The sequence below is a fragment of the Sinorhizobium medicae genome (assembly GCF_007827695.1).
GTDB classification, from domain to species: domain Bacteria; phylum Pseudomonadota; class Alphaproteobacteria; order Rhizobiales; family Rhizobiaceae; genus Sinorhizobium; species Sinorhizobium medicae.
The window spans coordinates 1-14,171 of record NZ_VITA01000023.1; the positions used below are offsets into that span (position 1 = coordinate 1).

Here is a 14,171-nt window from a genome sequence, read left to right on the forward strand (position 1 = left end):
TGCGCTTGCCCGCAAATTGCTCGCCATCGCAAAGCGCCATCATCAGGGACAAAACAACCTTCCGACGAACCACCTGACAAACACAGTTGCCAGCCAGACCAAGTCCTTGGGCTGAAAGAACTCTTCCCGCGCCGCAGACGCGGCGCTGCTGGATTTCTGTGACGAGCACAGAAAATGAGGGAAGAAGAACGACCGCGGCCCTGCGATCCGTTTCCCAGGCCGCGCAGCCGGCACTCAAGGGAATTCTAGCGCATCGCCATACGCGCCGACAAACCAGAGCTCCAACGCTATCATCCACCGCACAGCAGCCTTCATAAACTCAAGATGAATCTCAACAGGCCTTTCTAAACGAATGGAACCAAGGCTGGTCGGATGCGCGCCGTGCATTATCGCGGCGGGCGCAGCCTCGCAGCCTCGACTATCCTTTCCACACATTGGGCGACCGAAAAACGAGCCGAGTCGAGCTCCAGGCGCGGGCCTTCCCAGGACTCGTAGTGTCGTGTTTCCACCTCTTCCCAGGTGGGCAACACCAGACCATTGACGGTGGAATGCCGGCTTTCCACCCGTTGCTGGTGCATGCTTTTGTCGGAGCAAACCACCTCTACCTCCAGGAAGCCGGCCTGCGCCTTCTCCGCGATCCCTCGGAAGGCCTCGCGTGTAATGCGGAGCGGATTGACCGAGTCCGCAATCACAGTATGTCCCAACTGAAGATTGTCAGCGGCGACACGATAGGCGGCCATGTAGCCTGCCGGCCCGACATCCAATTGCGGGCCCAAAATGCCGGAGGATCGAATGGCCTGTTCAATGGAGTCTATCCGCAGATAGGTCGCTCCGAGCCGGCCAGCGCAAGTCTGCGCAATGGTGCTTTTCCCCGTGCCGGGCAAACCTGCGAATATGATGAACATCCGGGCGGTTCCTCCACGAAGCTTAGACGGAATGCGGGCGGAAACCGTATTCCCTTCCATCCGGCTCTAACTAGCCACGGGCCGATTTGCGCGGCCGGCCGCCCTTGGCACCATTGGCACACGCGGCTGCTGCCTTCGCCGGCGATGTCGCCTGCCCTGCCCGCCGCGCCATCTAAGCTTTGGTGCCGAATATGCCGGATAGAAGACCCGGAATCGAGAGATCGACGTCCAATCCCCCCAATGCAGGCCATAGCCATGCCCAAGGATCTCGACTGCGGCGAGCTGGTCGCTGCTCGCCTCTTCCAGTCCCTGTGCCAGACGTGGCGGGAAGGCGAACGTGCAGCCATTGGTCAACGCCACAACGATGCGGCCGCTTCGCTTGTCATAGCGCACCGATGCAGCACGCGGCTCTGTCTCACGCGCTATCCGGCCACTATCCAAAGCTGCGTGACCATAAGCGCAGGTAACCTAGCGTGATGGGTTACTCAAGTCCAACTCGGTCGCACGCCGCGAGGTCGAGGAGCATGTATTTAAGCCCGGTAAGAACGCCAGAGGTTTGTCGGCTCGTCAAAATCCGTAGCGGGGTCGGAAGGGGCCCCGCCGGTCGCCACCCTCTCCGACCCCTGCAGCTATGTCACTCGGCGAAAAACGCGAAGCGGACGACGAAGAGGGCAGCGACTAGCTGGGTCGCCGGATGAATGACGTTCCACTTGCCGGTGCAGACCTTCAGGACGACATAGCTTACGAAGCCGAATGCGAGACCGTTGGCGATCGAATAGGTAAAGGGCATGGCGATGGCCGTGAGCGCAGCCGGTGCCGCCTCCGTCAGATCGTCCCACTCGATTTCCGTCAGTTCGCGCATCATCAGGCCGGCAACGTAAAGCAGTGCGGGCGCGGTTGCATAAGTCGGAACGGCGGCCGCGAGCGGCGAAATGAAGAGTGCTGCAAGGAAGAGCACCGAGATGGTCAGCGCCGTGAGACCGGTGCGTCCGCCCGCCTGCACGCCCGAAGCGCTTTCGACATAGGCGGTCGTGCTGCTGGTGCCCATCAGTGAACCGGCGACGATTGCCGAGCTATCGGCGAGCAGGGCGCGCCCGAGACGGCTGGGCTTACCCTCTTCCACCAGTTTTGCCCTCTTGGCGACACCGATCAGCGTGCCGGTCGCGTCGAAGACCTCGACGAGCACGAAGACGAGGATGACGTGGACGAGGCCGCCATGTAAAGCGCCGACTATGTCGAGCTGCAGGAAGGTCGGCGCAATGCTCGGCGGTACGGACACCACGCCCTGGAACTCCGATACGCCGAGAAACATCGAGAGTACCGTTACCACCAGTATGCCGATGAGGATCGACCCGCGAACATTGAGTGCGTCGAGAACGGCGATGACGAAGAAGCCGAGAATTGCGAGCAGCGGCCCGGTCTGCTTCAGATCGCCGAGGCCGACCAGAGTCGCCGGGTTGTCGACGACGATGCCGGCGTTCTTCAACGCGATTATACCCAGGAACAGGCCGATACCCGTTGCGATCGCGCTTCGCAGCGAGTGCGGTATGCCCGCAATCAGCCAGCTTCGGACACCGGTAACAGTCAGAAGCAGGAAGATAATACCGGAGATGAACACGGCGCCGAGCGCCTGCTGCCAGGTGAAGCCCAGGGCCGCGACGACCGTGAATGCGAAAAAGGCGTTGAGGCCCATGCCCGGCGCCATGCCGATCGGCCAGTTGGCAACCAGCGCCATGACGGCGGATCCGAGAGCGGCCGCAAGACAGGTTGCGACAAAGATCGCGTTGCGGTCCATGCCCGTGGTCGACAGGATGTCCGGGTTGACGAAGATGATGTAGGACATTGTAAGGAACGTCGTGACACCGGCGATTACTTCCGTTCGGACGGTCGTGCCGTGCTCCTTGAGCTTGAAAAGTCGTTCAAACATTTTTCCTCCCTTGGCAGACGTCATCTCGACGCAGCCGAACGACAGAGCCGGGTGTTATGCTCCTCCAAGAGCCCGGCATTGCATTTTGATCGCGCGCCTATCATTTTTCAGGCGGCTTGATCCAGGCCATGGGCCTCGCCGGATGGATCGCCATCGCAAGCATATGGATTGTGCGTCTTCACGCGCATGTTCGCTAGCCGTCGATTTCGACGGCGGGAACGAAAGACTTTCAAGTTTTCCAGTGCATAAGAAAGGGACTTTAAAAGCTTCAGTCGCTCGGATTCGCGGTTTAACGCCCGCTCAATCCGCATTATGCTGGACGATCAAACACGGTTTGCGGCCCTACTGGGAGTGCGCCATGCCCCTTTCCCGCAGAGAATCCCTGACCGCTCTGATGGGCTTTGTTGCGTTGACGACCGGCACGCGCTGCGCAATCGCAGGCAAGGGCCACATGCGGATCTACAAGGACCCGTTGTGCGGCTGCTGCGAGAGCTGGGCCGAGGCGATGAGGCGAGCGGCCTACGCAGTCGACGTGCACAACGAAGCAGACATGGCGGCGATCAAGCGCCGCTTCGCCGTTCCGGCGGATCTGGAGGCCTGTCATACTGCAGTCATCGAGGGCTACGTCATAGAAGGCCATGTGCCGCCCGAAGCCATCGGGAAGCTTATGGACGAGCGGCCTGCGATTGCAGGGCTTGCGGTCCCGGGCATGCCACAGGGCTCCATCGGCATGGGAGACAGCCCGAACGCTTCCTATGATGTCTATGCCTTCGGCAAGTCCGAAGCGACGCCGAGGCTGTTCTATCAGGTCCGGCCGCGTGCCTAGCTCACCATGAGTTCAGGCGTGGAATGCGGGCTGAAGCAGCACACAGTTTGCTCGCCACGCGTCATTCCGCCGCCGTCCATGTGCCATCTTCCGCCCGGACAAGCATCGGGGTTGCGAAGACGCCGACAGTCCGGGCGGGCCATTGCGCGGACAGGTCGAAGAGCGGCTGGCGCCACCGCTCCGATTGCAGCATGGCGGCACCTATGGCGACCGGCTCGACCCCGCACGACGCCATGAGTGACAGGCCAGCGACGATAGAGGCGCCGCTCGATATCACGTCATCGATCAGGACGACCCGGCGGTTTCTCAAGAGCGGCAGCATGCGCGGGTCCGCATAGAGCCGCTTTTTCTGGCCCGGCGTTGTGATCGACGACAGCGGCACCGAAAGGTCTTCGACGTACCAGAATTTTCGCGACGTTCCGAGAGGTACATAACGCTTGTGACCGAGCTTGCGGGCAACGGCTGCGGCAAGCGTCAATCCGAGCGTCGGAAGTCCTGCGACGATTTCCGGCTCGAAAGCGGAAAGCCGAGCCGCCAGTTCCTCGGCGAGCGCATCCTGCACTTCGAAACTCGCCTGATTGACGATCAGCGAGGCCAAGGCGTGTTTGCCGTCGGAAAGCGGCCGGATCGGCAGGAGTATCTGGCGCCCATCGGCAAGGTTGGCCGGGAAAGAGGTCCTGAAGCGGCCATGTCCGGAAAAGGTCGCGGGTGGAAAGAGTTCCTGCCAGAACTCGTGCGGCTCCATTCTGTTCGTTTCCGTCATGCCTGGTGTCCATTCGGCGCGCGTAAAGAGTTCTGATCCCGGTATTTTTGATCTATACCGTTTGCCGCTTCGATCAAACCGAAAGGACGAAATCCCGCTGGCAAGCTGGGGAATTCACGCCCTTTCAAAGGTTCAAGGAATACCTGCCAATGCGCGTGCCCCTCGGGATCATCGACGACCTCACCTTTCTCACCGCGCTTCGCCGTGATGTGCACGCACATCCGGAACTCGGCTTCGAGGAGGTGCGGACGAGCGACCTGGTGGCCAAGCTTCTTGAAGAGGCGGGTCTCCGGGTCCATCGCGGTCTCGGCACGACCGGCGTCGTCGGCACGCTGCAGGTCGGCAACGGCACGCGCACGATCGGGCTTCGCGCGGACATGGACGCACTTGCGATGCCGGAGCTTGCCGATCGGCCCTATAAGTCGACGGTGGCCGCAAAAATGCACGCCTGCGGCCATGACGGCCATACCGCAATGCTGCTCGGCGCGGTACGCCACCTCGCGGCCACGCGCAATTTTTCCGGCACCGTCCATTTCATCTTCCAGCCCGCCGAAGAAGGCCGCGGCGGGGCGAGGCGCATGGTCGAAGACGGCCTCTTCGAACTATTCCCCTGCGATGCCGTTTACGGGCTGCATAACATGCCGGGCCTTGCGGTCGACACGATGGCCGTCGTTCCCGGACCGCAGCTTGCTTCCTCGGACAGCTGGCGCCTGGCCTTTCGCGGCATTGGAACGCACGGCGCCAAGCCGCATCTCGGCCGCGATCCGATCACGGCGGCGGGCACGTTTCTCGCTTCCGTGCAGACGATTGTCGGCCGCGTCGTCGATCCGCTGCAGCCGGCCGTCGTCAGCGCCTGCTCGCTGCAAGCCGGCGATCCGAAAGCCCTGAACGTCATTCCGGATACGGTCGAGATCGGCGGTACGGCGCGCGCTTACACACCGCATGTGCGCGACCAATTGGAGGAAGAGATCGGCCGGTTGGCGCAGGGAACCGCGGCGATGTACGGCATCGAAGCCGATTATCGCTTCGAGCGGCGCATTCCTCCCGTTGTCAACGACCCGGATGCGACGGCGCGGGCACTTTCGGCCGCCCGGTCGGTTTTCGGCGAGAAAACACTGACAAGTTTTCCGCCCTCGACTGCTGGCGACGACTTCGCCTTCTTCGCGCTGGAAGCGCCGGGCTGCTATGTCTGGCTCGGCAACGGCCCTGCCGTGGATGGCGCGCTTCATCACAACAGCGCCTACGATTTCAACGACGAGGCGATCGGCCCCGGCGCCGCCTTTTGGACCGCGCTCGTGGAGCAGGAACTGAAAGCCTGACGAGCGTCAGCCAGAGCGGGATGGTGAAAGGTGTGTGCGGTTTTCCGCTTTGATCCCGCCTGCAAAAAGCATCGCAAAGGCGAAGCTATTGTTCGCGCGCTATTTCGAGCATGGCGCTCGTAACGGCGGGGGTGGTAGTAAGCAATGCAAGCAGCAGCGGAACAAGGCGCATGTGAACCCCAACACAGTTTCTGGCCAAAGCCAAAAGCTATGCGGTCTTCGAAGACACGGCAAGGTAGCAAGTCGCGATCAACCAGAGGTAACTTTTTTTGAGAGCAAACGGCCTGCTTGCTCGGCCGGCCTGGCGTATGCCATGGGCTGCGACACGCGCCGCCCGAGCAAATACTCCACTCCACTTGCACGGGAACTCGCACCAGCCTGAAAATGCGCCTGCCGTTAAAATTCCCTTCCTTCTCCTGAATCTCTCCTCGTGGACTGCACAGGATCTGCAATTTTGCGCGTCACTCCTTCTCGATGAGAAAAATACACCGCACGACCGATCTGTCGCCACTTTCCCTGCCGCGCCGGCTGCGCAGCGACGGATGGTGGCTGGAGGACATACGCGAAGAGCCAACCCCCTATACCAGCCGCCGCTGTTTTCTTGGGTTAGAACGTCTCCAGGACGGGGCTTTCCAGCAGCCTGCCCGTTAGAACGTCGGCAATTCCACGATCCGTCTGGTGCGGTCCGGCATTGCAGGCAAGCGTCGCTCCGAAACAGGCCTTGAACACGAGATAGGGAGGCTGCCACTCGACGATCCGGCCGGCGGCCTCGCGAATGGCGGCGAAGCCCGCCGCGACGTCGGCGAGCGGTGCATCAGAGACGAGGCCGCAGAGCGGCAGCGGCAGCAGCGCCTCGACCCTGCCCTCGGAAACCACCGCCATTCCACCGCCTGCTTCGATCACCGCATTGGCAGCGACCATCATGTCGCGCGGATTGCCGCCGAAGACCGTGAGATTGTGGCTGTCATGCGAGACGGTGGTCGCGAAGGCGCCGCGCCAGGCGCCCCAGCCTTCAAGCAGCCCCACGCGTGGACGGCTGTCGGCCCGACCATGCCGGTGGGCGACGGCGATCAGCGTCGTGCCTTCCGGCGGTACCACATAACCGTTGGAAACCACCGCCGTCACCTCGCCCCATTGCGTGAAGCGCGGCCGATTTACCGTGGCGACGCGAGCCGTACCGCCACAGGCAGGAATGCGGAAGTCGTCCTCTTTCAGCCGCTCGATCTTCATCGTGCCGCATAAGGGCGAGACATCGGCCACGGCTGCCGCCTGCAGCATGGTGCCGCCGCTCGCCACAAGTCTGCCGTTTGCGAGTACATGCAGGGCGCGGAAATCCCTGAGATCCTCGAAGAGGACGATGTCGGCGCGGCGGCCCGGCGCGATCATGCCGAGATCGGCCCTGCCCAGCCGCCGGGCGGCGTTGAGGGTGGCCGCCTGCAGCGCCCACTCGGCCTTGAGCCCGTAGCGCACGAGGCGCCGGACAACATCGTCAAGGCCACCATCGCGGTGAAGATCGTCCGGAAATACGTCATCCGTGCAGAGCGTGACCGTCTGCGGCAGATGCCCGAGAGCATCGAGCACTCTCACGAAATCGGGCAGAAGATGATCATGCGAGCCGCGCAGCTCAATGCTCAAGCCGGCGCGAAGCTTCGCAATCAGATCCTCGCCCGAGACGAGTTCGTGATCGGAGCTGACGCCGGCGGTTACAAAGGCCTGCAGATCGGCGTCCACCAGGCCGCGCGCATGGCCGTTTACCGGTTTTCCGGATTTCAATCCCGCCTCGACGATCGCACTCATGCGTGGATCGCCGTCGATGATGCCGCGCATGTTCATGACCTCGGCGATGCCGCCGATCTCCGGCCAGGACAGCATTTCGGCGATGGCGGCGGCGTCGAAATCCGCACCGGCTAGCTCCAGACGCGGCGCCGAAGGGACACAGGAGGGTGCCAGGACGGCGGCACGCAGCGGCAGGCCGCGCGTCGCATCCACCGCCCATTGCACGCCGTCAAGCCCGCTGACATTGCCGAACTCATGCGGGTCCCAGACGACAGTCGTTACGCCGCGCGGCACCACGGCGGAAGCGTAGACCGCCGGAGTCACCATCGAGCTTTCCACATGCATATGCGTATCGATGAGACCTGGCGAAAGGTAAGCTCCGGCGGCTTCGATGACCGTGCCCGCGTCCCTGCGTGAGCCGGGTGCATGGACGCTCGCGATCATTGCGCCGACGATGCCGATATCTGCGGCGCGGCATTCGCCTGTCACGACATCCACCACCGTGCCGCCGGCCACGAGCACGTCGAAACCCGCATCACCGCGTGCCGCGGCAACAGCGCGCGCGCGCAAGCCGGCGTCGTTCAGATCGTTTCGTTCTTGCATGGCATTCATTTGGCGGCTTCCTTCGAAAGCGCCCCGAGCAGGCATCGGCGGGCGCGCCCGGCGTCGACCTCCACCGCGTATCGAGCGTTGAAGCTTGTGTGGCTCGCCCGGGTCTCGACCACGGTCCTGCCGCGCGTGAGCGAACCGGCAAGCTCGACATCGATACGTGCGGGTTGAAAGGATATGGCATTTTCGTCTACCAGTGCGACGGCTGAACAGGGGTCGTAGATCGCCATGCCCGCCCGTCCACGGCTCGTGCCGATCGAAATATAGCCGGCAAAAAGATCGGCAAGCAGCGTGGCGTTTGTGCCACCGGCCGTGCGTATCGACTCCACATCATCAGGATAGGCTACGACTTTCCGGCAGAGGTCGAGGTCCACCATCCTCAGTGGCAGGCCATGGGCAAGCACGATCGCAAGCGCCTCCGGATCGGCGAAGGCGTTGAATTCGGCGGATGCCGTATGGTTGCCGCTGGAAACGCCGCCGCCCATCCAGGTGAGGTCGGTGATGCGCGCGGCCAGCTCAGGGCGCGCGAGAGTCAGCGCAGCGATATTGGTAAGCGGACCCAGCGCGAGGATATGGCGCGGGCCATCGCCCCCCTCCAACCAGCGGCAGAGCGCAAGAAAGGCGTCGCTTTCCGGCAAGGGCGGTGCTTCTGGAAGGCCCAGTCCCGCCGTCGGCAAGCCTGTCTGCCCAAGGATGCGCTCGGCCGTTTCAAGCTCGCCGAGAACGGGAAGCGCTCGTCCCTGATGGATCGGAAAGCTCCAGCCGAAGGCCTGCGCCGCGCCAGCCGCATTGCACTTCACCTGCTGGAGCGGAACATTGCCAAAAACGAGCGACACCCCGTCGATCGTCTCATCGGCGTGAAGAACGACGAGCATCGCGGCTATGTCGTCGAAACCCATATCCGTGTCGATCCAGATGCCCATGGCGGATCAATTAAACCTTTCCAGCTTCGCGGCCTTCTCGACCGGCAGATCGAAGGCGAGCGTCGTGCCGGCAGAATGCGCCGGCGCGGCCGCATCGACTTCCGCCTTGAGAGCACCGAGCGGCGTGTCGAGCAGATATTCCCGGGTGCTGCCGGAGAAAGCGGCTCCACGCACGGTACCCTGGAACGGCCCGGACCCCAGGGTCACCATGCGCGGACGCCAGGCAAGCCCCGCCGCATCATGCGGCAAGGGCATGGCAAGCTCGATCGGGCCGTTTCCGGCACGCAATCTGCCGTTCTCGATTGCGAAGATGTTCTCGAAGCCGACGAAATCGGCCACGAAGGCCGAGGCCGGGCGGTTATAGATGTCCTCGGGGGTACCGATCTGCTCGATCGCACCGTTCAGCATCACGACGATGCGGTCGGCAAGCGACAGCGCTTCACCCTGATCATGGGTGACGAAGATCATCGTGACCCCAGTTTCCTTCTGAACCCGTTGCAGTTCCGCCCGCATTTCGAGCCTCAGGCGCGCGTCGAGATTAGAGAGCGGCTCGTCGAGCAGAAGCACCTTCGGCTCCATCACCATCGAGCGGGCAAGGGCCACACGCTGCTGCTGGCCGCCGGAAAGCTCGGCCGGTTTGCGGGCAGCGAAGCTCGTCAGCCCTACGGATTTCAGCCCGGCATCGACGCGCGATTCGAGCTCCGTTCCGGAAAGGCCCTTCAGCCGCAGACCGAAGGCCACATTCTCGAAGACGGTAAGATGCGGAAACAGCGCATAGGACTGGAAGACCAGCCCGACGGACCGCTTGTTCGCGGCGACGCGGGTAATGTCGGCGCCATCGAGGCTTATGCGGCCAGACTGCGGCCTCAGCAGGCCGGCGATGGAACGCATCGTGGTGGTCTTGCCGCAGCCCGAAGGTCCGAGGAATGCAACCAGCTCACCTTGCCGTATCGACAGGTCGAGATCCTTCACCGCGACGGTATCGCCATAGGCGAGCGTCAGTTTTTCGAGGCTGAGGAAGGCGGTATTAGACATAGCGCGAAAATCCTAGGAAACGCTCGGCGATAAATACGATGCCGATGGACATGAAGGCGAGCAGCGCCGACAGCGCTGCGACCGACGGGTCATAGGTGATCTCCATATAGGAGAGCATGTCGATCGGCAGCGTGCGGACGCCGGGCCCGGAAAGGAAAAGCGAAACAGGCACCTGGTTGAAGCTGGTGACGAAGCCGAGAATGAAGGCGGCGAGAATGCCGCTGCGGATGTTCGGCATCACCACCCGGAAGAAGGCGCCGGCACGCGACGAGCCGAGCAGCACGGCGGCCTCCTCGATATCGGAGCGCAGATTGTTGAGGCTCGCGGATACGACACGCACCGCATAAGGCAATACGAGCGCCGTATGAGCGAGGAAAAGCGCCAGCGTGATGTTGAACCTGAACGGCACGACGAGATAGCGCAGCAGCGCCAGGCCGACGATGATGCCGGGCACGATAATCGGCAAGGCGACAACCGTGCGGATCGTTTCACCGAAAGGCAGCCGATAACGCGAAAGCGCATAGGATGCCGGGATGCCGAGGACAAGAGCGGCGCCTGTTCCGCCGATGGCGAGCAGCATCGACATCGCGAAGCTCTCGCGGAAACTCTCGACCTGGAAGACCTTCGCGACCCATTTCAGTGACAGGCCCTGCGGTGGGAAGGCCAGGGTCTCGCCTCCCGACACGGATGCAGCGACGATGATGAAGAAGGGGCCGATCAGGAAAGCGGTGACGAGAAAAAGCACCACTACCGGGAAGAGACGGGAATTCATCGTTTGCTCCTCGCGGTCGCGAGCCGCTTCAAGAGAAGGTTGGCTGCGAAGCTCATGACGATCAGGATGAAGGCGATGACGCTTGCGGATACGAAATCGTTGGCAACGGTCACCCGTTGAAAAAGCAGCGTCTCCAGCATCAGCACCTTGGAGCCTCCAAGAATCGCCGGGGTGATGTAGGCAGTCAGGGAGCCGGTGAAGACGAGCGTGCCGCCGATGACCAGACCTTCCTTCGTCAGCGGCAGAATGACCTTCCAGAAGACCTGGAACCAATTGGCGCCGAGCACCCGTGCAGCGGGAATGGCATCCTTCGGCATGTTTTCGAGTGCGCTGATCAGCGCCAGGATCATCAGCGGCAGGAAAAGCTGCAGAAGCCCGACGAAGACTGCCGTCTCCGTGAACAGGAAGCGTATGGGTTCGTCCGTCAGTCCGACGCTCGTCAAGGCCTGATTGACGATTCCGGTCCGCCCCAGGATGACGATCCAGGCATAGGTGCGGGCAACCGGCGATATCATCAGCGGCAGCACGACAAGGCCGATCATCCGCCCCTTGGCTGTGGGCGGCAGGTTGACGATGGCGAAGGCGGCGGCATAGCCGATAACGGCTGCGACCACGGTCACCGTTGCGCCGAGCCTCAGTGTACGCAGGAATACCGTCCGGTTGAGCGGATCGGACAGAAAGCCGGTATAGGCGGCAACGGACCAGCCTTCGGCGTTGCGAAAGCCCTCGGCAAGCAGGATGACAACCGGCGCCAGAAAGACGACGGCGGCGAATACGGCCGCCGGCAAGGCAAGCGCCAGCGCCTCGGCCCGGCTGTGGAACATTTCTAGACCTTTCCGCGGCACTGCCGCCGTTGGATGCGCAACGCGACGCCGCCTTGGTCAGGCGTCGCGCGCGAAGAAAGCAGCTCTTCTTACTGCCCGACCTTGGCGTTCCACTCGGAGAGCCACGCTTCTCGATTGTCGAGCGCCACCGCAGATGGGATGAGCTTCAGGTTCCTGACCGTTTCTTCGCCATAGGTAAGATTCTCGGCGATTTCAGGCGAAACCTTCACCTCCTTGTTGGCCGGGCTGTCGACCAGCTTTTCGGCGAGCGCCGTCTGGATCTCAGTCGAGAGCCAGAAGTCCATGAACTGCAACGCCAGATCCTGGTTCTTCGAATCCTTGGCCAGAACCATGACGTTCATGCCGCCGGTCTGGCCTTCCTTCGGGGTCGCCCACTTGATCGGCAGGTCCATCTTGGTAAAGCCCTCCCAGGAGAAGCGTCCAATCGGTGCCGCCCAGATTTCCTCCTGCTGCATCAGCTGAACGAGTTGCGAGGATTTCACGTAGAAGGTGACGATATCGTCTTTCTTCTCGCCGACAGCGGCGATTGCGGCCTTGAGGTCCGGCGTGTTTTGGCCAAGCGCTTCGCCGATCATGTAAAGCGTCGGCGGACCCTGATTGGTCGTAACATTCGGGAGAGCCACATGACCGGCGAGCTTGTCGCCGAGCAGATCGGCCCAGGAGGTGATTTCCACCTTGTCGGAGCGGTAGACGATCGAAGTGGCGTAGAAGGTATAGCCGACGCTCATCCCGTCGCCGTTCGGATCCTTGGCGATGTCGTAAAGCTTATCGAAATTGCTGAGCTTCGAGGTGTCGATCTTCTCGATCAGACCGGACCGGGTAGCGGAAAGCGCATCGGCCATGGAAACGACCGCCATATCGACGACCGGATTAGCCTTGTTGGCCTCCATCTTAGCAAGCCGTTCGACGCTATTGCCGGTTTCGACCACGAGATTGCAGCCGCACTTGGCTTCGAAGGGATCATAGACCAGCTCCTTGAACGCGTCCTGGGCAAAGCCATAGACGGAGATGGTGAGGGTTTTTTCCTGAGCGGATGCGGCTGTGGTGCCGATCAAGAGGAGCGCGCTCGAGGCGAGCATAATGTTCTTCATGGCTGTTCTCCTTGAGTGACAAATGGTGGCGTCGCGGTGGTGGGCGGCGTCGCGGTGGATTGCCGGACGACGAGCTGCATGGGCACTTTCGATACTGGCGCGCTAACCGGCGCTCCGACGGACGAGTGTTCCGGCTCCTCGGCGCCGATCGCCTGAACCAGAGCCTCGACCGCGATCGCGGCAATGCGCGCCATGTCCATACGGACCGTGGTCAAAGCGGGCGTCACCACCGGCGACCAGATGAGGTCGTCGAAGCCGGTGACGCTTGCCTGCTCCGGAACATGGATGCCGGCACGCTGCAGTTCCGTGAGCGCGCGCAGGGCATGCAGGTCCGAAACCGCGGCAAAGGCGGTTACCCCCTCCGCTACCTTCGCAGCAAGGCCGAGCGAACAGCCCTTGCCATTCACCTCTTCCAGCCGCTCGATCCATAGGGTCTCCGCGCACACGTCTTCCCGCAGGGCGGAGCGAAGCCCGCCGACACGGTCGTTCTGCACGTTCGAGGCTGGATTGTTGCCGATGATCAGCAAATGTCTGTGGCCGAGGCGCACGAGGTGATCGGCTATCTGCCTTCCGCCGTCCCAATGGTCCGCGGCCACCGTATTGCCAGGCGTGGACGGGGTGTCCACGACCGCAACCGGGCAGCCGACATCGGCGATGCGGGTGCCGCGCCTTGGCACGATGACCATACCGTCGACGCCGCGTTCTATCAGCCGTTCGATCGCCCTCGTCTGGATGGCGATGTCACCGCGCGAATCGGCAATCAGAACACCATAGCCTGCCGAAGAAGCCGCAAACTCGATCGCCTGCGCGATCTGGGGAAAGAGAGGATTGCTGATATCCGGCAGAACCAGCCCGATGACGCCGCTCCTGCCCGTCCTCAGCGCCCTCCCCGCCTGGCTCGGCACGTAGCCGAGTTCGGCAGCGATCGACCGGATTCTATCAGTAAGTTCCGCCGAAACCCGTCCTTTGCCGGAAAGCGCGTTGGAGACCGTCGCCGCGGAGACGCCGAGTGTATTGGCTATCCTCGTCAATTTGGGTCCGGAACGTGCCAAGGCCTGGTTTCCGCCACATCGGATGATTAATCGATTAAGCAGCGGTATATTAGCTGATCGTATCTGTCGAATCCTTTTTGTTCGGAGCCTGAAAAACCAACCGGCATATGTGGAACGGCCCGCGGTGCAAGATGCATTTTCTTCGATTTCACCATACCGGAACGGTGCGGTCATATGTCCGGCCTTTTCGCGCGGCCCATGACCGCTGGCCTCGATGAGGTTCGCGAAGCAAGTGGCTTTATCAGGGGTGCGTGCTGTAATGCACGTCGCGGGTTTCGGCCTGGCCTACTTCGGGGTGTTGTCCCGTTAGTTCATCGACTTTTATGCA

General features: G+C 62.2%; 12 protein-coding genes and 1 pseudogene. 2 read left to right on the plus strand and 11 right to left on the minus strand.

Annotated elements, in window-relative coordinates:
- Positions 1-386: 386 nt before the first annotated feature.
- The 3 genes and pseudogenes from FB009_RS27755 to FB009_RS27765 all read right to left on the minus strand — a co-directional run bounded on the left by FB009_RS27755 (position 387) and on the right by FB009_RS27765 (position 2,832).
- A complete protein-coding gene (locus FB009_RS27755; RefSeq protein ID WP_024312205.1) occupies positions 387-905 on the minus strand; it encodes an AAA family ATPase in 519 nt (172 codons plus the stop codon).
- Positions 906-975: 70 nt separating this feature from the next.
- Positions 976-1,346 (minus strand): annotated as a pseudogene (locus tag FB009_RS27760) (DUF2442 domain-containing protein).
- A gap of 193 nt (positions 1,347-1,539) precedes the next feature.
- The gene (locus FB009_RS27765; protein ID WP_018209789.1) at positions 1,540-2,832 is read right to left on the minus strand and encodes an NCS2 family permease; all 1,293 of its coding nucleotides are present in this window, start codon (positions 2,830-2,832) and stop codon (positions 1,540-1,542) included.
- Positions 2,833-3,190: 358 nt separating this feature from the next.
- On the opposite strand from FB009_RS27765, the gene FB009_RS27770 reads away from it, so the two are divergent.
- Positions 3,191-3,658: a DUF411 domain-containing protein gene (locus FB009_RS27770; protein ID WP_024325350.1), complete on the plus strand. Its 468-nt coding sequence runs from the start codon at positions 3,191-3,193 to the stop codon at positions 3,656-3,658.
- 61 nt (positions 3,659-3,719) lie between these two features.
- Here the strand turns inward: FB009_RS27770 and FB009_RS27775 are convergent, their stop codons facing one another.
- Positions 3,720-4,421 carry a phosphoribosyltransferase gene (locus FB009_RS27775; RefSeq protein WP_012061545.1) on the minus strand — a complete coding sequence of 234 codons (702 nt, stop codon included), beginning with the start codon at positions 4,419-4,421 and terminating at the stop codon, positions 3,720-3,722.
- 149 nt (positions 4,422-4,570) lie between these two features.
- On the opposite strand from FB009_RS27775, the gene FB009_RS27780 reads away from it, so the two are divergent.
- Positions 4,571-5,740 carry a M20 aminoacylase family protein gene (locus FB009_RS27780; RefSeq protein WP_101799062.1) on the plus strand — a complete coding sequence of 390 codons (1,170 nt, stop codon included), beginning with the start codon at positions 4,571-4,573 and terminating at the stop codon, positions 5,738-5,740.
- 606 nt (positions 5,741-6,346) lie between these two features.
- On the opposite strand, the gene FB009_RS27785 is transcribed toward FB009_RS27780, so the two are convergent.
- The 7 genes from FB009_RS27785 to FB009_RS27815 form a co-directional block, all read right to left on the minus strand.
- On the minus strand, positions 6,347-8,128 hold the full coding sequence (locus tag FB009_RS27785; protein WP_127580974.1) for an adenine deaminase: 1,782 nt from the start codon (positions 8,126-8,128) through the stop codon (positions 6,347-6,349).
- Entirely contained in the window at positions 8,125-9,048 is a 924-nt protein-coding gene (locus FB009_RS27790) for a nucleoside hydrolase (RefSeq protein WP_024325352.1), read from the minus strand. The genes FB009_RS27785 and FB009_RS27790 overlap by 4 nt, the downstream gene beginning before the upstream one ends.
- A 6-nt stretch (positions 9,049-9,054) precedes the next feature.
- Positions 9,055-10,083 (minus strand): ABC transporter ATP-binding protein, encoded by a 1,029-nt coding sequence (locus FB009_RS27795; RefSeq protein WP_024312209.1) that lies wholly within the window; start codon positions 10,081-10,083, stop codon positions 9,055-9,057.
- A complete protein-coding gene (locus tag FB009_RS27800; protein ID WP_101799061.1) occupies positions 10,076-10,855 on the minus strand; it encodes an ABC transporter permease in 780 nt (259 codons plus the stop codon). Before FB009_RS27800 ends, FB009_RS27795 begins: the two co-directional genes overlap by 8 nt.
- On the minus strand, positions 10,852-11,679 hold the full coding sequence (locus FB009_RS27805) for an ABC transporter permease (RefSeq protein WP_024312210.1): 828 nt from the start codon (positions 11,677-11,679) through the stop codon (positions 10,852-10,854). Before FB009_RS27805 ends, FB009_RS27800 begins: the two co-directional genes overlap by 4 nt.
- Before the next feature lie 89 nt (positions 11,680-11,768).
- Positions 11,769-12,791 carry an ABC transporter substrate-binding protein gene (locus FB009_RS27810; RefSeq protein ID WP_024325353.1) on the minus strand — a complete coding sequence of 341 codons (1,023 nt, stop codon included), beginning with the start codon at positions 12,789-12,791 and terminating at the stop codon, positions 11,769-11,771.
- Positions 12,788-13,843, minus strand: coding sequence for a LacI family DNA-binding transcriptional regulator (locus FB009_RS27815; protein ID WP_024325354.1), 1,056 nt, complete (start codon positions 13,841-13,843; stop codon positions 12,788-12,790). The genes FB009_RS27810 and FB009_RS27815 overlap by 4 nt, the downstream gene beginning before the upstream one ends.
- Positions 13,844-14,171: the final 328 nt, after the last annotated feature.